The sequence below is a fragment of the Glutamicibacter sp. NPDC127525 genome, from assembly GCF_042672105.1.
Taxonomy (GTDB): domain Bacteria; phylum Actinomycetota; class Actinomycetes; order Actinomycetales; family Micrococcaceae; genus Glutamicibacter.
Window position 1 is genome coordinate 94,957 of sequence record NZ_JBHXVN010000008.1, and the last position, 18,793, is coordinate 113,749.

Below are 18,793 nucleotides of genomic sequence, written 5' to 3' on the forward strand. Positions count from 1 at the left end.
TTCATCATTTTTGAGCCAACGAAAGGTCGCCCAGTTGGAGTTACGCACAATCCGAATTACCGCAATCGGAGATGAGCTACTGGCCGGACATGGCGACCCGCGGGGCCTGGGCTGGTTCGGCCGCGTCGTGGCCCGCACCCAGGATCCGGCCCTGCGCCTGCAGTCCTTCGTCCTGGCTTCCCCGGCCGAGGGATCCGAAGCGCTGGCCGAACGCTGGCTGGGGGAAGCTTCCCGCCGATTCAGCGACCAATACGAAAACCGCCTGGTCATCGCGCTCTCGGACCGCGACGTCGATCTGGATGTCACCACCGCGCGCAGCCGGCTGAACCTGGCCAACATCCTGGATTCGGCCTCGCAGATGAACATCAAGGCCTTGCTGGTCGGCCCGGCCCCGGGCCTGGATGATGCGCGCAACCAGCGCGTGGCAGAACTGAACCGCGTCTACTCGGATGTGGCGCTGCGCCGCAACCACCACTACGTCGATACCTTCACGCCCCTGCGTTCCCATGCCCAGTGGCGTGCCGATCTGAACGCGTCCGGCGGGGTGCCCGGCCAGGCAGGCTACGGGCTGATGGCCTGGCTGGTGCTGCACCGCGGCTGGTATTCCTGGCTGGAGTTGCCTGAGCCAGGCGAGGGCTAGGGACCGCCGGTCCGTTAGGAAAATGGGCCGGAAGTGTGAAAGACTATGAGCCGGCCCGAATTTTCGGGAAGCAATATTGTTCCCTCTAAGGAGTCACCATGTCGAAGCGCGCTCGTAAGCGTCGCGATCGCAAGCGTGGCGGTGCCAACCACGGCAAGCGCCCAAACAGCTAAGCGAAGCGAACAAAAAAACCCCGTACCCTTCGAGATCAACTCGGAAGATACGGGGTTTCTCTTTGCCGTGCTAGTGGCCTGATTCCACGCGGATCTGCGAGATCCGCGCGATGATGCTGGCCTTCAAGGTCTGCGGGGCATGCTCCTGGCAGCTGCGGCGCACCACCGAGCGGATGATGCACTCCAGATCGTACTGCTCGGTGCATTCCGGGCAGCCATCCAGATGGGACTTGACCTCCTTGAGGTCATCGAGCGTCAGCGCCCCGTCGAGGTACTCGTAGATGCGGACGATGCGGTCATCGGCGCAATCACCCATTGAATTGCAATCCATCTTATTTCGCTCCTCGGTCAGCCTTGGCGGCACTCTTGCTCTGGGTGCCGGTGGCGATCCCACGATCTGCTGCGTAATCGGCCAGCAGTTCCCTCAAGTTCTTGCGTCCGCGATGCAACCGGGACATCACGGTGCCGATCGGCACGCCCAGGATCTCGCTGGCTTCCTTGTAGCTGAAGCCCTCGACATCCACGAAGTAGACGGCCATGCGGAAATCCTCGCCGATCGACTGCAGCGCGGCTTTCACATCCGAATCCGGAAGGTGGTCCAGCGCCTCGGCCTCGGCCGAGCGCAAGCCGGTCGGCGAATGCTCCATGGCCTGGGCCATCTGCCAATCCTCGACCGTATCGGTGGAAGTGCGCAGCGGCTCGCGTTGGCGCTTGCGGTACAAATTGATGTACGTGTTGGTCAGGATGCGGTACAGCCAGGCCTTCAGGTTGGTGCCCGGCTTGTACTGGTGGAAGGCGGAATAGGCCTTGGTGTAGGCCTCCTGCACCAAATCCTCGGCATCCGACGGGTTGCGCGCCATGCGCAGGGCAGCCGAATAGAGCTGGTCCACGTACTGCATCGCGTCACGCTCGAAGCGTTCGCGGCGCTGCTGCTCGGACTCGGAGGCCACATCGGGCAAATTCTCGTCCACACTCTTGTTGTTCATCACTGCCGAGTCTACGCGTTCGAACGGCTTTATGCGCGTGCCAGCGCGGGCCCGGGCCGGCCGCGGTTGCTCGGCGACGGCGCAAGCGGTGCCGCCGGCGTTTGAAGTGTCCTGTCGTATCGTCACAGTAGGTATAACCAGCGGAGCTAAAGCCTTATTCCCGCACCGATCTCGGCTAGAATTAGGCAGTGGGCGCACAGTACTTGCGGTACTGCCAGCGGCCCCGAATTGAAGCCTCGAGCCTAAGGATCTACCAATCAGCACTGCAAGCGCCCCCGGGAGCCCCCTCGATCAGCTGCACGACGCAGAAAAGAACTGGTGGGCAGCGCCCTATGCCGCCGCCGGACTGGATGCAACCGTCCCGGTGCCAGCTTCGAAGTCGCTGACCAACCGGTACCTGATCCTTGCGGCCCTGGCCTCCTCGCCATCCACGATCCACAACACGCTGATCAGCCGCGACACCGAGCTGATGCTCAGCGCCCTGGCCGGATTCGGGGTCGGGATCAAGCGCACCGAGCAGGCCGACGGCTCCACCACCGTGGACATCACCCCGGGCCAGCTGGCCGCCGGACCGCTGGCGATCGACTGCGGCTTGGCGGGCACGGTGATGCGCTTCGTTCCCCCATTGGCTGCCGTCGCCGGCGCCAAGGTGGCCTTCGACGGCGACGCCGCGGCCCGCGTGCGGCCCATGGCCCCGGTACTGGACGCGCTGGCAGCCTTGGGCGCCCGCATCGACTACGCCGGGAGCACCGGCATGCTGCCCTTCACCATTGATGCCAGCGAGCTGAAGCAGGATGCCGAAGTGGTCATCGACGCGTCGGGCAGCTCCCAGTTCATCTCCGCGCTGCTGCTGGTTGGCCAGGCACTGCCCGGCGGGCTGAAGCTGCGCGCCGCGCCGGGGCCTATCGCTTCCCCGGACCACATCGCGATGACCGTCCAGACCCTGCGCGATTTGGGCGTAGAGGTAAGCGTCGATGCCGATGCGCGCGGCTGGAGCATCGCCCCGGGCCAGCTGGTGGGCTTCACCGTCACCGTGGAACCGGACCTGTCCAACGCCGGACCGTTCCTGGCCGCCGCGCTGGCGAGCCATGGCACCGTGCGCGTGCCCTTCTGGCCTGCCAGGACCACCCAGGTCGGCGGCAAGTGGGGAGAAATACTGGCCGCGATGGGAGCGGAAGTCAGCCACGGCGGCGACGGCGTGCTCACCGTGCGCGGAACCGGAGTCATCCGCGGCATCGACTACGCCGATGCCTCCGAGCTGGCCCCTACCCTGGCAGCACTGTGCGTGCTGGCCGATTCGCCGAGCAAGCTGACCGGCATCGGGCACCTGCGCGGCCATGAAACCGATCGGCTGGCCGCGCTGGAAACCGAATTGTCCAAGGTGGGCGCCAGAATCACCGCCACCGCGGACGCGCTGGAAATCGTTCCCGGAGCCCTGCAGGCAGCGGATATCGATTCCTACGAGGACCATCGCATGGCGACCGCCGGTGCCCTGCTGGGCCTGGCCATCGACGGGGTGCGCGTGGAAAACATCGCCACCACCGCCAAGACCATGCCGGATTTCCCGCAGCTATGGTCCCGCATGGCGGCTACCGCAAAGGGCCAGGGCTAATGCGCTACTCCGACTACGACGAATCCTCGGTCCGCGTCCGCCCCAACAAGAAGGGCAGCCGTCCGCGCACCAAGGACCGCCCGGCCTACGAACAGGCGGTCATCGGCCGCATCATCACCGTGGACCGCGGCCGCTACACCGCAATCCTGGATGAGGACACCGCCACGGAGCGCATCGTCATCGCCGCCCGGGCCCGCGAGCTGCGCCGCCAGGCGATCGTGCCCGGGGACCTGGTGGGACTGGTGGGCGACACCTCCGGAAAGCCCGATACCCTGGCCCGGCTGATCCGCATCGAAGAGCGCACCACGCTGCTGCGCCGCAGCGCCGACGACACCGACGCCACCGAGCGCGTGGTCGTCGCCAATGTCGACAAGCTGGTCATCGTCGTGGCCGCCGCCAATCCCGAGCCGCGCACCGGCTTCGTGGACCGCGCGCTGGTCGCCGCCTTCGACGCCGGCATCCAGCCGGTGCTGTGCGTGACCAAGGCGGATGTGAAGGATCCGGCCGACTTCCTCAAGCACTACGAGGGACTGGAGTTCCCCGTGGTCATCTCCCGCACCACCACTGCCGACGCCTCCGGCGTGGACGCGCGCGGCGCCGACGGTTCCAGCGCCCGGCTGGATGCCGGCGCGCTGGCCGAACTCGAAGAGATCCTCTCCGGCTGCGTCTCGGTAGTGCTGGGCCACTCCGGAGTAGGCAAGTCCACCCTGGTCAACGCCCTGACCGGTTCGACCCGCGCCACCGGGCACGTCAACGCGGTCACCGGCCGCGGACGCCATACCTCGTCCAACGCCCTGGCACTGCGCCTGGGCGACACCCCTGGATCCTGGCTGATCGACACCCCCGGCATCCGTTCTTTCGGGCTGGGACTGGTAGACCGGGACAATATCCTGGCCGCCTTCGAGGACCTGGCAGAAATCGCCACCGGCTGCCCGCGCGGTTGCACCCATGCCGCCGGCGAGGCGGGCTGCGCGCTGGAAGCTTGGGCCGAAAATGCCGAAGGCACCCAGGCCGCTGACCGGTTGGCCTCCTACCGCCGGCTGGTCACCACCGAGGAAACCACGCACGAAAAGGAGCTCGGCGCGCTCTAGGCGCCCGCAACACCATGGCTGAATACACCCTGCAGCAAGATCTCGACTTCGCCCTGGCTCTGGCCGGGAAGGTCGACGCCTTCACCCTGGCCCGCTACGGCGCCAACGACCTGGTGGTCGAATCCAAGCCGGACATGACCCCGGTCTCCGACGCCGACCGCGGCGCCGAGCAGCTGATCCTGGCCGAGCTGGCCGCCCACCGCCCCGATGATTCGGTGCTCGGCGAAGAATTCGGCGTGCACGGAACCGGCTCCCGGCGCTGGGTCATCGACCCGATCGACGGCACCAAGAACTTCGTGCGCCGCGTACCCGTCTGGGCCACGCTGATCGCGCTGGAGATCGACGGCGAACCGGTGCTGGGAGTCATCTCCGCCCCGGCCATGACCCGCCGCTGGCATGCCGCGAGCGGCCTGGGCGCGTACGTCACCGAACCGGGTGCCACCGCCGGTACCACCGCCACCCGCCAGATCAAGGTCTCCTCGGTGAGCGAGCTGTCTGACTCCTCGCTGGCCTACGCCTCGCTGAACGGCTGGAAGGAGGCCGGCAAGCTCGAGGGCTTCCTGGAACTGCTGGATACCGCGTGGCGCACCCGCGGCTACGGGGATTTCCTGTCCTACGCGCTGCTGGCCGAAGGCGCGGTCGATGCGGCCTTCGAACCCGAACTGGAGCTCTACGACATGGCCGCCCTGGTGCCGGTGGTACGCGAAGCCGGGGGCCGCTTCACCTCGGTGGCCGGAGAAGAGGGCTGCCATGGCGGCAACGCCCTGGCCACCAACGGCAAGCTGCACGAGGCGATCCTTCCCTACCTGAACCGCAGCTAGGCAGCGCGAGGACGATGGCAACTGCACGACGCGGGCCGGCCGGGCTGACCACCAGCGAAGAGGACTACCTCAAGGCGGTGTACCTGCTCACCGAATGGGAAGACACCGAAGTGGGCACCGGCGCGCTGGCCGACCAGCTGGGCTTGTCCCCTGCCTCGGCCACCGCCATGGTGCAGAAGCTCGCAGCCAAGCACCTGGTCCATCACGTGCCGCGCGGGGCCATTACGCTCAGCGGCACCGGCCGGCGCGAGGCCTTGCGCATGGTGCGCCGCCACCGCCTGCTGGAAACCTTCCTGCGTGATGAGCTGGGCTACGGCTGGGATGAGGTGCATGACGAGGCCGAGGCCCTGGAGCACACCGTCACCGACCGCTTCATCAACGCCCTGGAAGCCCGGCTGGGCCACCCGCGCCACGATCCGCATGGCGACGCGATTCCCAGCGCGGAAGGGGAACTGCCGGTCTCCGGGGCCATCCGGCTTGACCGCTTCTCCGGTGCCCGGGCCGTCATCGACCGGATCAGCGATGAAGATCCCCAGTTCCTGCGTCGTGCCGCCGCCCAGGGGCTGGTTCCCGGGGCGGTCATCGAGCTGCCGCATCAGCTGGATTTCATTGAGGCTTCGCTGATCTGGGTGCGCAAAGCCTAGCTGATTGCCGGCTGTGCAAGAATTAAAAGCAGCGACGCGCTGCACGGTGCGCCCCACTGCCAAAGGGAGGGCCATTGGAGACACGACCGATCATCCTGGGCATCCCGGATCGCCTCGATCCCCACGTTCTGGACGCAGCCGCAGACCTCGCAGGCGCGCTCGGAGCGCGGTTGCTTTGCGTCCACGTGGATCCCACCCGCTATCCGCTCGAAGAGCTTCCCGATGGCACCATCCGCAGCGCACCGCTGGATCCCGAATCCGGGGACGAAGCAATTGAGCGCTTCCCGGCACGGCTTCTGCAGCAGCTCGAAGCCCAGCTCGGCGGATCGGGACTGGAATGGCAGGCGCATGCCGCGGCCGGTGGCCCCGGTCAGCAGCTGTCGCATCTTGCCCTGCAGCATGATGCGGCGCTGATTGTGCTCGGGGTTCGGGAGCGTTCCATGGCCAACACTATTGGGGAACTGCTCAACGGTTCGGTAGCGGTGCATCTGACCCATCGACAGCGCCATCCGGTGCTCCTCGTCCCGCCACGCCGCGCAGAACAGATTCGCAATTCATGACCCGTCCGCCAACACCCATGGCCCAGCGCCCCGCGCAGGGTTCCTTCCTCAACCCGCGTTTCCTGCTGCTGGTATTCCTTGGCGGCGCTGCCGGTACTGCCTGCCGGCAAGGCCTGGGCCTGCTGCTGCCAGATCCCGGCGGTTTCCCGATCGCGATTTTCCTAGCCAACATGCTGGGGGCGTTCCTGCTCGGCCTGCTGCTCGAGGCGCTTTCGCATCCCGGCCTCGACGAGGGCAAGCGTCACCGGCTGCGGCTGCTGCTGGGCACCGGTTTCCTGGGCGGCTTCACGACCTACAGCGCGCTGGCCACCGGCAGCATGCAGATGTTCGCATCCGGCGCAGCGCTCCATGCCCTGGGTTACGCACTGTTCACGGTGTTCTTCGGTGCATTGGCAACCTGGTGCGGAATCGCCGCCGGTGCTAGGCGCATGGCCCGGAAATCGGGAGGGCTTCACTAGTGCTCTCCCCCGGCTTATTTCTTATCGTTGCGCTCTGCGGCGGCCTTGGCGCCTGCCTGCGTTTCGTGGTCGATGCCCTGATCAAGCGGTGGCTTCCGGCCCCGCTGCCCTGGGGCACGATCCTGGTCAATCTCTCCGGCTCCTTCGCGCTGGGTGCGCTGACCGGGCTGATGGCCCAGCAGTTGTTGTCGGCGCAATGGCTTGCGGCCATAGGTTCAGGATTGCTCGGCGGCTACACGACGTTTTCGGCGGCCAGTTTCGAAACTGTCCGGCTGCTCCAGGCCGGCCGCCTCGCAGCCAGCCTGGCCAATGCATTGGGGACCCTCGCTGGAGCGGTGCTCGCGGCATTGCTCGGCTACCACGTTGCTGGGCTCTTCTAGCCGCAAACGAAAAATGCCAAGCCTTTCGGCTTGGCATTCCATCAGTTCTAGCGTGCTGCCCGGCGTCCCTTGGGAGCACCCGCTCGTGCCCGGCTCGGAACTTGCTTCGGTGGCTGCTTGGTTCGATCGTGCGGGACCACGTATCCGCCGGTGGCGATGACCAGAATGGCGCTGATGCCGGTCAACGCAAGCATTCCGATGGCCCAAATCTGCGATTGATCGTAGAAGGAATGGTCGACGCTCAGCCACAGCACGTAGGCTCCGATGAGGTAAATGATATGGACCAGGAGCAGACGGGTTCGCAGCCTCAACTTGATGACGGCTTTCGGCGAGAAGAAAATCGACCAGAGGATCAGCAGCGGGACAACTACTACAAGGATTGCTGGAATTGTCGGCCATGGGATGAAAGCGATAGCGGCTAGTGCCGCGGCGAAAAGCAATCCTACTTCCAAGAGGAAGGCAACTGCCGCATAGCTTGCTGAAAGGAAAGGCGATACCCGCTGGGAACTGTTTTTACCCATCGACTTCAATCTCACTCCGTTTCTGCACACGCTGTCGTTTCGAAAGCCTTGGACTTTCATTTCAAGTCTATGTGTAAATTCTCCATCCCGCGAACAGGCTCGCGATGTGACTGCGGACTCCGAAACAAACAAAAAGCTCCGGAGCCAGACCTATGGGCCTGGCTCCGGAGCTGGATATTGTGGAGATGGGGAGAATTGAACTCCCGTCCGATGTGGTGTTGCCAGGTCTTCTCCGGGCGCAGTTTGCTGCGGATTTTCTCTGCCCCAACCATCACGCAAACATGTGGTTGATCCGGGCACAGTTGCCTAAATGTGTATCCAGAAGCGGCAACATCCGCTGGATACATTGGCTATCTAAATGACGTTAGGAACAGGGGCGATAGCGTCCCCTGGCTAACGGACCGTCTGGCTGCTTAGGCAGCGAGAGCGAAGTCAGTGCGCTTTGATTCGGCACTTATTGGTTTGCAAAGGGCGTTTACGAGATAACTTTGCGTCCTCGGCCCGCTTCATCTGTCGCGACTCACACCGTCGAAACCGATCATCCCCGTATTTTGTTGTCAGTCCCGGTCTCCCGGGTACAACCACACCCTAGGGCGTGTCTACCAATCATAGCGCACTGCCCGGGTTTCCCCCAATGCGAAATGCGCCACAAGCTAGCCTTATGCGTTTCCGCGGTTGCGTTCGCGCATGGCACGCAACGCCTCGCGATTATCCTGCTTTTCCCTCAGGGTCTGGCGCTTGTCGTATTCGCGCTTACCGCGGGCAACGCCGATCTCCAGCTTCGCCCGACCGGATTTGAAGTACAAGCTCAGCGGGACGACGGTCAGGCCGGCTTCACTGATTTTGCGTTCGATCTTGAGCAGTTCCTGGCGGTGCAGCAAGAGCTTGCGGCGACGACGGGCCGCGTGATTGGTCCACGATCCATTGAGGTACTCGGGGATGTAGACGTTCTCGATGTACAGCTCGCCACGGTAGAACTGGCCGAAACCGTCAACCAGCGAGGCCTTGCCTTCGCGAAGCGACTTCACCTCAGTACCCGTGAGCACCATGCCAGCTTCGAAGGTGTCGAGTATTTCGAAATCGTGGCGCGCCTTGCGGTTGCTCGCGATTACTCGATCTTCTTGATTCTTCTTAGCCACGTTACTCCTTGCATGTCGCGGGCGGATTCCCGCGCACAGATTACAAGTCTAGCGCTAGAGAAGTCCCAAGGGGTTCACATGTGAACCATTGATGATCGTTTCGAAGTGCAGATGGCAGCCGGTCGAATTGCCGGTGGTGCCAACGTAGCCTATAACCTGGCCCTGCTTCACATGCTGGCCGACGCTTACCGCGATGCGGGACATGTGGTGATAGTTGGTGGCCAGGGCCTTGCCCTTGATGACGCCGTGAGAAACGGTGACCTTGTTACCCGAGGATCCGCCCCAACCGGCCATCCACACTTCACCGGAGGCAGCAGCCGTGATTGGCGAGCCGCACTGGCCGCCGAATCCCCAGTCAATGCCTGCGTGGACATAGCCGCCACGGCCGCCATAGTCGATTGTTCCAGCTGGAGTCGGGCGCCACCCGAAGGTCGAGGTCAATCGGTTACTGGTAGTGGGCTTAACCAAACCCCAGCTGCTTGGCTCGGCATATGTCGGTGCCTTTGGCTCGGATTTGGGTGCTACATAGGCCTTCTTCTTGTAGGCCTTTTTCTCTGCGCGAGCTTCTGCTGCCTTGCGCTCCTGCTCAGCTTCGTAGGCCGCCTTTTCCTCGGCGATGCGCTTTCGCTCGGCTTCTGCTTCGCGGCGCGCTTTTTCTTCTGCCTTGCGCTTGCGTTCGGCAGCTTCCCTGATCAAGCGCTCCTGGCGTTCCTTGATCTGCTGGTTGACCGCGGCGTATTCCTTCTGCTGCGATTGCAGTTTCGCCTGGATACGCGGCTTCTGCGCTTCAAGTTCAGCACTGAGTTCTTCGGTGCTGGCAACCAGCGCATCCAGTTCGTTCTTGGCGTTCTGCGCAGCATCTCGCGCCGCCTGCTCCTGCGCCAAGGCTTCCTCAGCCTGGGCTTTCAGGGAGGAAATTTCCTTTTCAACAGCAACCAGGCGAAGCTTGTTGCTTTCATTGCTGGCTTGTTCCTGGGCCAGGTCATTGTATGCGGCATTCTGGGATTCCATGGCGCGGTTGGCCATGTCCAGGCCATCGGCCATCTTGGTCGCCGAATCCATGTTGAGGATCATGTCCAGCCCGCCAGAAACGCCGCCGCGCTTATAAGCCTCAGAAGCGATCTGCGCCATCGCATCTTGAGCGTCGGAAAGCTTAGCCGCGTTTTCCTCGATCTGCTTAGCCACTTCATCACGAGTCGCTTGCGCGCTGATTAAGCGGTTGTTGAGATCGGAAAGGGTGGCCTGCGCATTGGCTACGCGGCTTTGCGCGTCAGCCAATGCCTGCTGGGCTACAGGAACCTGTGCTTGCTGGTCACGCAATTTCCTGTCGGTTTCTTGAATGTCGGCATCCAAGAATTCCATGTCGTTCTCGAGGGTATCGATGTTCTTTTCGACTTGAGCTTTCTTGTCGTCCAGCTCATCGGCGGCTACCAACCCTGCGGGCAGCGTGAGCGCGAGAGCCATTGCTCCACCGATGGAGGCGCGTAAGAATTTACGTCGCACTGCGTTCGACAGCATAAAGCTCCTTTTAGAAATTGCGTACTTCAGTTCAAGCCTAGATAACGTTTCAGCTAAACCTTCAGGTAACGCTTCAACGTTACCACTGATGAAATTGTGGCCAAAACGATACCAATAATCAAGAGTATCGGAGCAACTAGCCATATTTCGCTGGTGGAGATGAACGCTACACCGACGTTTTCATTGGCCAACTTATCCTCGACGAGGAACTTCAGCAGCAACCACAAGGTGCCAGAAGCCAGCAATCCACCAATCAGCGACGCGATGACTCCTTCGATAATGAACGGCAGCTGAATCGTTGCTTTCGATGCACCAACCAGTCGCATGATCGTTGTTTCGAGTCGCCGGTGCATGGCTGAGAGCTGGATAGTCGTACCGGTCAGCAGCACCGCGCAAACAATCATCACGATTGCAACGACAGCAGCGGCGGCGGATGCCACGCGCACCAACTGGAAGACCTTTTCAAGCAGTTCCCGTTGGTCAATGACCGAGTCAACGCCTTGTACCGTGGAGAACGCTTCGTTGATCACCGGATACTTCTCCGGATCTACCAGTGCGACGCGGAATGATTCGGGCAGCTGCTCAGCAGTGACCTGGTCAACCAATGCCGAGTTCTCGTATTGGTCGAGGAAGTTTTCGTATGCCTGGTCCTTCGACTCGTAGGCGAATTCCTTGATATACGGCGCAAGCTGCTCTGATTTGAGCATCTCTTCAATGCTCTGGCGCTGCTCTTCGGAAACCGCGCTACCAGCGCAGTTGGGCGAAGTGCTCGTGTCATCACAGAGGTACACCGCAACTTCCATGCGGTCGTACCAGTAGCCCTTCATCTGGTTGATCTGGAGCTGCAGTAATACCGAGGCACCGACGAAGGTCAACGATACGAAAGTCACCAGCACCACAGAGACGACCATGACGACATTCTGCCGCAGGCCCTTCGCCGCTTCGCGGAGAATAAATCCTAGTCTCACTGGTCCTCGTCTTTCTTGTCCTCAGCAACCTGTGACTCTTCGTCGTACTCCACGGCGGAATCGCCGACGAGCAGTTCGCGCGAACCGTCCTGGTTCACCACGGTGGTCATCGGGGCGTACTGTCCATCAATTTCATCGCGGATGACCTGCCCGCGACTCAGTTCAATAACGCGGTGGCGGTATTCGCTCACCAGTTCATGTGCGTGCGTAGCCATCAGGACAGTCGTACCGTTCTGGTTAATGCGGTTGAGCACGTTCATGACTTCGATGCTGTTCTTGCGGTCGAGGTTACCCGTAGGCTCATCGGCAAGCAGGATCGAGGGCCTGTTCACAATGGCGCGGGCAATGCCGACGCGTTGCTGCTCGCCACCGGAAAGTTCAGTTGGCTTGCGACGCGCCTTATCTTCAAGGCCGACCATTTTAAGTGCATCTGGCACACGCTCGCGGATCTGGGCCCGTGAAGCTCCAATGACCTCCATGGCGAACGCGACGTTGTCGAAGACCGTGCGCTCGCGCAGCAGGCGGAAGTCCTGGAAAACGAAACCGATGTCACGGCGCAGCTTAGGCACACGGCGGCTCGGAATGCGGTTGAGGTTCTGTCCCGCCACGTAGACGGATCCGTCGGTGGAGCGCTTTTCGCGCAGCACCAAGCTGAGGAAGGTCGACTTACCCGAACCGGATTCGCCAACCAAGAAGGCGAACTCGCCACGGTCTATCTCGATGTTTATATCGTCCAAAGCTGCATTCTGCTGCTTTGGCTCGTAAACCATCGAGACGTTTTCGAATTTAATCATGTCTTCAATCGCTAGTCTTCGTCGGGGCGCGACCCACGAATACCAATCTCGAGATCAAACGTCTTTTGGTGCGCCAGTCTTCCAAACACTATCGGTGCCAGGTAGCTAACCAGCCGAAATATAAGGTGTGTTGCGAGATTCATGCCGTACATACAGCTAACGCAGAATGCCCAGCTTAGGCATGACTAGCTGGAATTAGCGAAACGGAGTTCGTAACGGTGATGATACTTACACCCTCTGTGGCAAAAGCGTTTAGACCAGCTGGAATTCGCGATTTCGCTTACTTACTAGGGCGACGCTGTCCTGCACGCCAGCGGATGCCTGCATCAATGAAATCGTCAATTTCACCATCAAGTACTGCCTGGGTATTGCCGACTTCATGTTCGGTACGCAGGTCCTTGACCATTTGGTACGGATTAAGCACATAGGATCGCATCTGATCGCCCCAAGATGCCTTCACATCTCCGGCGAATTCCTTCTTCTGGGCGTCTTCTTGTTCCTTCTTCAGAAGCAGCAACCGCGATTGCAGAACTCGAAGTGCGGCAGCACGGTTCTGGATCTGCGACTTTTCGTTCTGCATCGAGACGACAACTCCGGTAGGAATATGCGTCATGCGTACTGCAGAGTCGGTGGTGTTAACGCTCTGTCCGCCAGGGCCAGAGGAACGGAAGACGTCCACGCGGATTTCAGATTCAGGGATTTCGATGGTGTCAGTCTGCTCAATCAGCGGCACGACCTCCACTGCGGCAAACGACGTCTGGCGACGTCCCTGATTATCGAATGGTGAAATACGAACCAGACGGTGCGTGCCGGCTTCTACCGAGAGTGTGCCGAAGGCATACGGTGCGTCGATTTCGAAGGTTGCCGATTTAAGGCCGGCCTCCTCGGCATACGAGGTATCCATAACGGTGGCCTTGTAACCACGGCGTTCAGCCCAGCGCAGGTACATGCGCAAAAGCATCTCTGCGAAATCGGCGGCATCAACGCCGCCGGCACCGGAGCGAATCGTGACAACCGCTCCGCGAGCATCGAATTCACCGTTGAGAAGGGTAACAATTTCGAGTTCGGCAAGGGACTTCTGGACGCTGACGAGCTCTCTATCCGCTTCGTGCAACGTATCATCGTCGTCTTCAAGTTCAGCAAGCTCAACCAAGACTTCCAAATCGTCGATGCGGGTCTTCAGCCGGGTCAGCCGTTCCAGCTCAGACTGGCGATGCGATAGCTTGCTGGTAACGATCTGCGCGGCGGCCGGATCATCCCAGAGGTTCGGAACGCCAGCTTCCTCCGAGAGGACTGCGATGTCAGCTTTGATCTGCTCGACATCGCTCACGTCTTCAATTGCGGAGAATGTAGAACGCAGTGAGCGGATTTCAGCGGAGAAGTCAGTTTTTGCCATGGTCCTCTAAGACTACGTCATTTAGCCATTGATCAATGAGTCCGGTGCTATCGCCGAAAAGAAGTTCCAATCAAGGTTTTCACTGAAAATCGCGCTGTGGAACCCCTAGCCAACTTGCAAGGCTTGCATCCACGGGTCGATCGGGAATCCGGCCAGTCAGTTCTCGAACAGTATTTCTGAACTGGGATTTGGAGGTGGGGTCCGCAAGCTTCCAAAGAAGCCCGAACTACCGCAAAAATGATGGATCCGGTTGCGCTGGATCCATCCTTCTTGGATTCCGCTCCTGGGGCATGCAGCAGCGTTGCTCGCTGACACGTTCTTTCTCTTGCTTCCCCGTACTTGTGCATTTCCCGCTTCCCTGGAACATCCATGCTGCTCTGCGCGGAGGTGTTCACCTGCTCAGTACAGTTCTTGCTGATGAATCTACAGATATTGGTACTCCGTCTGGAACGATCCACCCCACTATCGGCGGTTGCACCGAGCCCTGCAGCACGAGATTCGCGCCTTGCCCATCAGGCGTGATCTGCACCCGGCCAATGCGTAAATTGTCGACGCGGCCGGCCGCACCCACATCCGAAAGGTACTGTTGCACGGCTTGTTGCACGCGCTGCTGGTCCAACTGAATCCTCGGGTCGCCATTGTCCGCAAAAAATTCGAATTCATCCACGGCAGCCACGACCGCCCCGTCGGCAATTGACAACAGCTGACGCGCTTTGAGGTTGACTGCGCTGACTGCTAGCACCACTGAAATTGTCAGCAAAGTGATGGCGCACAAGCCGATTGCCAGCACTAAGGATTGTCCATCCTCGTCCCGTGGATTCAGGGCAGCGCGTTTTGTCCTAGCCAAAGCGATCAGTCCTTTGCGAGGCTGAAGAATCCACGGTGAAAGCAGATACCTCTGCCCAGTCGGAAACGAAAGGAAGGGGAACATCCAACGCTACCGTCACAGTGACGACACTGCCCGGACTCAAGCATTCCTTGTCGCAACTAATCGATGTGCGAGCGTCGGCATATCCAAAGTTGTTCATGGTTCTTCGTACGACTGCGTGCGCATCTGACCTTGCCTGGGCGGGGTTATCGGCGGCGGCGAAAACCTTCGCTGCATGATCAGCAGCTCCAACCACGGCATAGCTACCGCCTTGCAGCTGTCCGACGGCCAGAATCAGGTACACCATGGGAATCAGCAAGACAGTTGAAGCAAAAATAAACTCCACTATCGCGCTGCCGCGATCTTCGGCCCGGATTCTCTTGTGCATCGCGGCAGCGAGATACTTGGCTCTACCCATAACGCACAGCTTCTCCCTGAACCTGCAAATCCCACCCGTTGGGCAAGAACCCGATTAAGGGCACCCTCGTGTTAACAGATACGGTTACCAACTGGCTATCACCAACGCGGGTTGTGCTCACAGCAATGTCACGGGCAAATCCGCCATGCAAGCTTTCGGTGATCAACATCCGAGTTCTGCTTCGAGCGTCGGATACTGACCGATTGGCCAAAGCACCGTAATGGGCGCCGTTCGATGCTGCGTCAATCAGGGTGTTGCGCACATGCAGTACCAACGCGAGTTGGATGAGCGTCATTGCGATGACCACAAGCAACGTTGTGACCATGACAAATTCGGCTACAGCAGACCCGTTCTCGCAATCTACAAGTTCCGCAGATTCCGAATTTCCAGGAGACCCCGCACTCGACCACATGCGCGGTCATCCCAATCCGGAAACTCGATCGATCGCTTGGTTGAACAGGTCCTGCAGCCTAGGCCCTGCAATGGCCAGCAAGGCGGCAACCAGCAACGCGGACATGAGTGTAATCATGACCCATCCGGGCACGTCGCCTCTGCTATCCCTGAGTTTCGGGGAAACCTTACGAAAGAGTAGTTCACCGGTTGCAGTGATTTGCAATACCAGTTTGAGCATCATTTCTTGTATGTGATTCATGACGGCCCTTCTAACTTGCTAAAGGATTTCAAAGTGGGAGATTCAAGCTTTTCTATGCTCCGATCAATAACTCATCTCCAATAACGCCAGACCGGGGAATACGGCGAAAACGATCGTGAGAGGAAGAATTCCGAACACGACCGGTACCAGCATGGAAATCTCGCGTTTTCCTGCAACTTCCATAAGTTCTCGTTTGGACGCATCGCGGACATCTTGTGCTTGGTCTCTGAGCACTTGAGCCAATGGTGTGCCTCGCTCTGTTGCAACAACGATTGCATCGACAAATCGCGTCATGGCTCCAACTTGCATCCGGTCGGACATATTCTGCATCGCTTGGACCATCGGTGTGCCTGCGTGAATGTCGTTCAAAGTCTTGGTGAATTCGTCACCGATCACCCCGTGGCAGATTCGTGAAATTCTTTCGATGGCCCCGGTGGTTGATTCGCCTGCGCCGACAGTTAGCGCCAGCACTTCGGCCACGGTTGGAAACTGAGTCAATATTTTCCTGGCCCGCCGATGGATCTGTTCGCCAAGCCACCAACCACGCAATGCATAGCCAACAATCCCGAAACCAATAACGACTAGCACCGATAGGATCAAAGAGACATGATACTGAACGGCGGCAAAGGCCATGAGCGCAGATCCTGCTACTAGGCCTGCCAGAGCATAAACAATTTCTTGAGACCGGTAGTCAATTACGCTCATGTCCAATCCGGCAGCGTTCAGACGCTTCCGAAGAGTACTTGCCGAAGGACTGTGTAGGCTAGCCAGCTTCTTGATTTGCAGCAACATGGGGGCAGCGAGTTGGCCTAAAGCCGAGTGCCCGGAGTCAGAGTGCCATGCGTCTTCCAGCATGCGTGAGCTTCGAACGCCAACGCGAACATGGGGCGCAATACGATCAGCGAAGGCCATTCTTCGCCAGCCCGGCAGGTTCACAAAGACCAGCCAAAGGCCTATGCCAAGTCCCAAACCGCAAAGCGCCGCCCACGGTGTATAGCTGTTCATGCCAGGACTCGTTCTTCTACTGGCAAGGTGCCCAGCCGGAGCATGATTCGATAGCAAACGAGGGAAACCAGCATGCCCAGGCATAGCACTATCACTCCCCCGAACGTCATATATGCATCCTTCGCAGCTTCCTGGGTGCCCAAGACCAACAGCAAGATCCATGGCGCGGCGACTGCCAAACGCGCTGCCGAGACAATCCATGATTGGCGGGCAGCGAGTTCCCCTCGTGTTCTCACGTCATCGCGCAAGAATGCCGACAAAGTTGTGAGCGTATGCCCCAAGTCGGTGCCCCCGACTTCACGCGTAATCCGCAATGTCGTGAGAATCTTGTCGGCTACCGGGTCTGCCAAGCGTTCGCCCAGCTGGTCCAGCGCCACGGAGAAGTTCGCTGTGGCTCGATAGTCCAATGCGAAATCCCGAAATAGCGGACGCAATACCTGCGGGCCGACGACAGCCAATTGGCTCAATGCTTCGGGAAGAGATAGGCCCGCCCGGATGGCACTTCGCAAGTGATCAACCACCTCTGGCCATTGTTCTTGCAATTCTGTGCGGCGCTTGGTGGCTTGATGGCGCAGGTAGACCCATGGTGCGAATGAACCGAAGATGCTAAACACCAAGGCGAAGAGCCACGAAGCGGTGAGTCCCAACGTCACCAACGCGGAAGTCAGCCCGCAGACCAGGCAAATCACGATGAATTTTGCCGGAGCCAGATTGCTCATTCCTGCATGCAAAAGAGCATTCTTGATGGCCGAGCTACGTTTGGGCGATTTTGCCCACGGGGCGAAGAGCAACCAGTCAACCATGAGGGCAATGCCTAGCCCGCCAAGGAGAGCAAAGAAAGCAACCACCGCTACACCGCCATCAATTCGGCAATATTGATTCCAGCGACATCAAACTTTTCATGGGACCAATCGGCTCCCCGAGCCGGCAGCAGGCGATCGGCTTGCCGCTCGAATAGCGTCGAGGACTCAATTTGCCCTTCCTCCACGCGGTTGCGCACGCTGAGAATCTCGTTGACATAGCGATGGCCCTGTGGACTCCGCACGCAATGAACCACAAGGTCAATGCATGCAGCCACGGTCTTGATGGTGAAGTCGCTGGTGATATTTGGTCCTGCAAGCAACGGCAAAGTGCAAATTTTTGTGATAGCGTCGCGGGCAGAATTCGCATGCAAGGTACATAGCCCCGCGATTCCCGAGTTCAGGGCAATGAGCATATCCAAGGACTCTGCTTCGCGGACCTCGCCGATAATGATCCGTTCCGGGCGCATGCGCAAGGCCTCCTTGACCAGCCGGCGCATCGTGATTTCACCGGTGCCTTCAAGATTGGCGAGGCGAGTTTGCATGGCAACGACATCTCTTAGTGAAAGATTCAGCTCAAAGATTTCCTCGATGGTGATAATGCGTTCCCTGGGGCCGATCGCTGATGCCAGACAGTTGAGCATTGTCGTTTTGCCGGCTTGTGTAGGGCCAGTAACGATGACATTCAGACCGGCACTGATCGCCGTAGAAAGGAACCTCGCTGCTTGTTCGCTCAAGGCTCCCAGCTCAACTAGATCTTCAAGTTTTCCCGCGCGAGCAATGAACTTACGAATGTTGATGGCCCAATGCTCATGGGTGATGTCTGGAATCACGACGTGAAGACGAGACCCATCAGGCAATTGGCAGTCGACGAATGGCTGGGAAAGGTCCAGACGCCTGCCCGACGTTTTGAGCATGCGTTCTACTAGAGCCGCGATTTCTGCCGATTCCATGCGTATGTGGGTCAGTTCGCTTTGGCCACCTCTGGCGCAAAATACTTGATGTGGAGAATTTACCCAGATCTCTTCAACAGAAGGATCATCCAATAAGGGTTGCAGCGCTCCGAACCCGGCCACATTATCGAATACTGAACGTTGGGCGGCCTCTAGCGATCCAAGTGAAGGCACGGCGCCAAGCAATGCGCGTTCGTCGTAGTCGCGAATGACCTCTTCAATAAGTGATCGGATCATCGCTGGCTGCTTTGCCGGGTCCAATCCACGCCGGCGAACCAGCTCGCGTACTTCGTCTTCGACAATGGACAGCGCATCCACGACTGACTCCTTTGGCTTCCCTACTGGAGGATCCCGATCTCGGGGACTATCGGCGAGCGCGTCGTCGGTGCAGCATAC

The 18,793-nt window shown here is 59.8% G+C and carries 24 protein-coding genes and 1 other RNA gene; 9 read left to right on the plus strand and 16 right to left on the minus strand.

What is annotated here, in order from left to right; genetic code table 11:
* Positions 1-34: 34 nt before the first annotated feature.
* Together ACFVHU_RS16405 and ACFVHU_RS16410 are read left to right on the plus strand one after the other, a co-directional pair.
* A complete protein-coding gene (locus tag ACFVHU_RS16405) occupies positions 35-640 on the plus strand; it encodes a GDSL-type esterase/lipase family protein (RefSeq protein ID WP_105658455.1) in 606 nt (201 codons plus the stop codon).
* Between the two features lie 98 nt (positions 641-738).
* Positions 739-813, plus strand: coding sequence for a 50S ribosomal protein bL37 (locus tag ACFVHU_RS16410; protein WP_369299107.1), 75 nt, complete (start codon positions 739-741; stop codon positions 811-813).
* Positions 814-883: 70 nt separating this feature from the next.
* Here the strand turns inward: ACFVHU_RS16410 and rsrA are convergent, their stop codons facing one another.
* Entirely contained in the window at positions 884-1,144 is a 261-nt protein-coding gene (gene rsrA / locus ACFVHU_RS16415) for a mycothiol system anti-sigma-R factor (RefSeq protein ID WP_105658379.1), read from the minus strand.
* A gap of 1 nt (position 1,145) precedes the next feature.
* On the minus strand, positions 1,146-1,799 hold the full coding sequence (locus ACFVHU_RS16420) for a sigma-70 family RNA polymerase sigma factor (protein ID WP_166650812.1): 654 nt from the start codon (positions 1,797-1,799) through the stop codon (positions 1,146-1,148).
* 295 nt (positions 1,800-2,094) lie between these two features.
* On the opposite strand from ACFVHU_RS16420, the gene aroA reads away from it, so the two are divergent.
* From aroA to crcB, 7 genes are all read left to right on the plus strand, one after another.
* Positions 2,095-3,411, plus strand: a complete 1,317-nt coding sequence (gene aroA, locus ACFVHU_RS16425; protein WP_388025423.1) for a 3-phosphoshikimate 1-carboxyvinyltransferase — start codon at positions 2,095-2,097, stop codon at positions 3,409-3,411.
* On the plus strand, positions 3,411-4,502 hold the full coding sequence (locus ACFVHU_RS16430) for a ribosome small subunit-dependent GTPase A (RefSeq protein ID WP_105658377.1): 1,092 nt from the start codon (positions 3,411-3,413) through the stop codon (positions 4,500-4,502). The genes aroA and ACFVHU_RS16430 overlap by 1 nt, the downstream gene beginning before the upstream one ends.
* A gap of 14 nt (positions 4,503-4,516) precedes the next feature.
* Positions 4,517-5,323, plus strand: a complete 807-nt coding sequence (locus tag ACFVHU_RS16435; RefSeq protein ID WP_105658376.1) for an inositol monophosphatase family protein — start codon at positions 4,517-4,519, stop codon at positions 5,321-5,323.
* 14 nt (positions 5,324-5,337) lie between these two features.
* Positions 5,338-5,967, plus strand: coding sequence for a metal-dependent transcriptional regulator (locus ACFVHU_RS16440; protein ID WP_105658375.1), 630 nt, complete (start codon positions 5,338-5,340; stop codon positions 5,965-5,967).
* A gap of 74 nt (positions 5,968-6,041) precedes the next feature.
* Positions 6,042-6,527, plus strand: a complete 486-nt coding sequence (locus ACFVHU_RS16445; RefSeq protein ID WP_166650813.1) for a universal stress protein — start codon at positions 6,042-6,044, stop codon at positions 6,525-6,527.
* Positions 6,524-6,985, plus strand: a complete 462-nt coding sequence (locus ACFVHU_RS16450) for a CrcB family protein (RefSeq protein ID WP_105658373.1) — start codon at positions 6,524-6,526, stop codon at positions 6,983-6,985. Before ACFVHU_RS16445 ends, ACFVHU_RS16450 begins: the two co-directional genes overlap by 4 nt.
* Positions 6,985-7,365 (plus strand): fluoride efflux transporter CrcB, encoded by a 381-nt coding sequence (gene crcB / locus ACFVHU_RS16455; protein ID WP_105658372.1) that lies wholly within the window; start codon positions 6,985-6,987, stop codon positions 7,363-7,365. The genes ACFVHU_RS16450 and crcB overlap by 1 nt, the downstream gene beginning before the upstream one ends.
* A 47-nt stretch (positions 7,366-7,412) precedes the next feature.
* On the opposite strand, the gene ACFVHU_RS16460 is transcribed toward crcB, so the two are convergent.
* From ACFVHU_RS16460 to ACFVHU_RS16525, 14 genes are all read right to left on the minus strand, one after another.
* Entirely contained in the window at positions 7,413-7,886 is a 474-nt protein-coding gene (locus ACFVHU_RS16460; protein ID WP_166650814.1) for a DUF2568 domain-containing protein, read from the minus strand.
* 177 nt (positions 7,887-8,063) lie between these two features.
* Positions 8,064-8,432, minus strand: a transfer-messenger RNA (tmRNA) gene (gene ssrA / locus ACFVHU_RS16465).
* A gap of 113 nt (positions 8,433-8,545) precedes the next feature.
* Positions 8,546-9,025 (minus strand): SsrA-binding protein SmpB, encoded by a 480-nt coding sequence (smpB, locus tag ACFVHU_RS16470; protein WP_105658370.1) that lies wholly within the window; start codon positions 9,023-9,025, stop codon positions 8,546-8,548.
* A gap of 54 nt (positions 9,026-9,079) precedes the next feature.
* The gene (locus ACFVHU_RS16475; RefSeq protein ID WP_105658369.1) at positions 9,080-10,543 is read right to left on the minus strand and encodes a M23 family metallopeptidase; all 1,464 of its coding nucleotides are present in this window, start codon (positions 10,541-10,543) and stop codon (positions 9,080-9,082) included.
* A gap of 53 nt (positions 10,544-10,596) precedes the next feature.
* On the minus strand, positions 10,597-11,511 hold the full coding sequence (ftsX, locus tag ACFVHU_RS16480; protein ID WP_105658368.1) for a permease-like cell division protein FtsX: 915 nt from the start codon (positions 11,509-11,511) through the stop codon (positions 10,597-10,599).
* Positions 11,508-12,305 (minus strand): cell division ATP-binding protein FtsE, encoded by a 798-nt coding sequence (gene ftsE / locus ACFVHU_RS16485; RefSeq protein WP_105658367.1) that lies wholly within the window; start codon positions 12,303-12,305, stop codon positions 11,508-11,510. The genes ftsX and ftsE overlap by 4 nt, the downstream gene beginning before the upstream one ends.
* Before the next feature lie 280 nt (positions 12,306-12,585).
* Positions 12,586-13,701 carry a peptide chain release factor 2 gene (gene prfB / locus ACFVHU_RS16490; protein WP_105658366.1) on the minus strand — a complete coding sequence of 372 codons (1,116 nt, stop codon included), beginning with the start codon at positions 13,699-13,701 and terminating at the stop codon, positions 12,586-12,588.
* 391 nt (positions 13,702-14,092) lie between these two features.
* Positions 14,093-14,491, minus strand: coding sequence for a hypothetical protein (locus ACFVHU_RS16495; RefSeq protein ID WP_388025381.1), 399 nt, complete (start codon positions 14,489-14,491; stop codon positions 14,093-14,095).
* 49 nt (positions 14,492-14,540) lie between these two features.
* A complete protein-coding gene (locus tag ACFVHU_RS16500; protein WP_105658364.1) occupies positions 14,541-14,987 on the minus strand; it encodes a hypothetical protein in 447 nt (148 codons plus the stop codon).
* Positions 14,980-15,399 carry a TadE family protein gene (locus tag ACFVHU_RS16505; protein ID WP_105658363.1) on the minus strand — a complete coding sequence of 140 codons (420 nt, stop codon included), beginning with the start codon at positions 15,397-15,399 and terminating at the stop codon, positions 14,980-14,982. The genes ACFVHU_RS16500 and ACFVHU_RS16505 overlap by 8 nt, the downstream gene beginning before the upstream one ends.
* 6 nt (positions 15,400-15,405) lie before the next feature.
* The gene (locus tag ACFVHU_RS16510; RefSeq protein ID WP_388025383.1) at positions 15,406-15,639 is read right to left on the minus strand and encodes a hypothetical protein; all 234 of its coding nucleotides are present in this window, start codon (positions 15,637-15,639) and stop codon (positions 15,406-15,408) included.
* Positions 15,640-15,702: 63 nt separating this feature from the next.
* The gene (locus ACFVHU_RS16515; RefSeq protein WP_388025385.1) at positions 15,703-16,644 is read right to left on the minus strand and encodes a type II secretion system F family protein; all 942 of its coding nucleotides are present in this window, start codon (positions 16,642-16,644) and stop codon (positions 15,703-15,705) included.
* Positions 16,641-17,492, minus strand: a complete 852-nt coding sequence (locus ACFVHU_RS16520) for a type II secretion system F family protein (protein ID WP_388025386.1) — start codon at positions 17,490-17,492, stop codon at positions 16,641-16,643. Before ACFVHU_RS16520 ends, ACFVHU_RS16515 begins: the two co-directional genes overlap by 4 nt.
* 2 nt (positions 17,493-17,494) lie before the next feature.
* On the minus strand, positions 17,495-18,715 hold the full coding sequence (locus tag ACFVHU_RS16525; protein ID WP_105662564.1) for a CpaF family protein: 1,221 nt from the start codon (positions 18,713-18,715) through the stop codon (positions 17,495-17,497).
* Positions 18,716-18,793: the final 78 nt, after the last annotated feature.

Excerpts from the sequence above, each read along its gene's own strand:
- ACFVHU_RS16450 (WP_105658373.1), top strand. The coding sequence starts at position 6,524 with ATGACCCGTCCGCCAACACCCATGGCCCAGCGCCCCGCGCAGGGTTCC.
- ACFVHU_RS16510 (WP_388025383.1), bottom strand. The coding sequence starts at position 15,639 with ATGAATCACATACAAGAAATGATGCTCAAACTGGTATTGCAAATCACT.
- ACFVHU_RS16505 (WP_105658363.1), bottom strand. The coding sequence starts at position 15,399 with ATGTGGTCGAGTGCGGGGTCTCCTGGAAATTCGGAATCTGCGGAACTT.
- ACFVHU_RS16475 (WP_105658369.1), bottom strand. The coding sequence starts at position 10,543 with ATGCTGTCGAACGCAGTGCGACGTAAATTCTTACGCGCCTCCATCGGT.
- ftsE (WP_105658367.1), bottom strand. The coding sequence starts at position 12,305 with ATGATTAAATTCGAAAACGTCTCGATGGTTTACGAGCCAAAGCAGCAG.
- ACFVHU_RS16515 (WP_388025385.1), bottom strand. The coding sequence starts at position 16,644 with ATGAACAGCTATACACCGTGGGCGGCGCTTTGCGGTTTGGGACTTGGC.
- ACFVHU_RS16420 (WP_166650812.1), bottom strand. The coding sequence starts at position 1,799 with ATGAACAACAAGAGTGTGGACGAGAATTTGCCCGATGTGGCCTCCGAG.
- ACFVHU_RS16440 (WP_105658375.1), top strand. The coding sequence starts at position 5,338 with ATGGCAACTGCACGACGCGGGCCGGCCGGGCTGACCACCAGCGAAGAG.
- ACFVHU_RS16435 (WP_105658376.1), top strand. The coding sequence starts at position 4,517 with ATGGCTGAATACACCCTGCAGCAAGATCTCGACTTCGCCCTGGCTCTG.
- ACFVHU_RS16500 (WP_105658364.1), bottom strand. The coding sequence starts at position 14,987 with ATGGGTAGAGCCAAGTATCTCGCTGCCGCGATGCACAAGAGAATCCGG.
- ACFVHU_RS16430 (WP_105658377.1), top strand. The coding sequence starts at position 3,411 with ATGCGCTACTCCGACTACGACGAATCCTCGGTCCGCGTCCGCCCCAAC.
- prfB (WP_105658366.1), bottom strand. The coding sequence starts at position 13,701 with ATGGCAAAAACTGACTTCTCCGCTGAAATCCGCTCACTGCGTTCTACA.
- rsrA (WP_105658379.1), bottom strand. The coding sequence starts at position 1,144 with ATGGATTGCAATTCAATGGGTGATTGCGCCGATGACCGCATCGTCCGC.
- ACFVHU_RS16460 (WP_166650814.1), bottom strand. The coding sequence starts at position 7,886 with ATGGGTAAAAACAGTTCCCAGCGGGTATCGCCTTTCCTTTCAGCAAGC.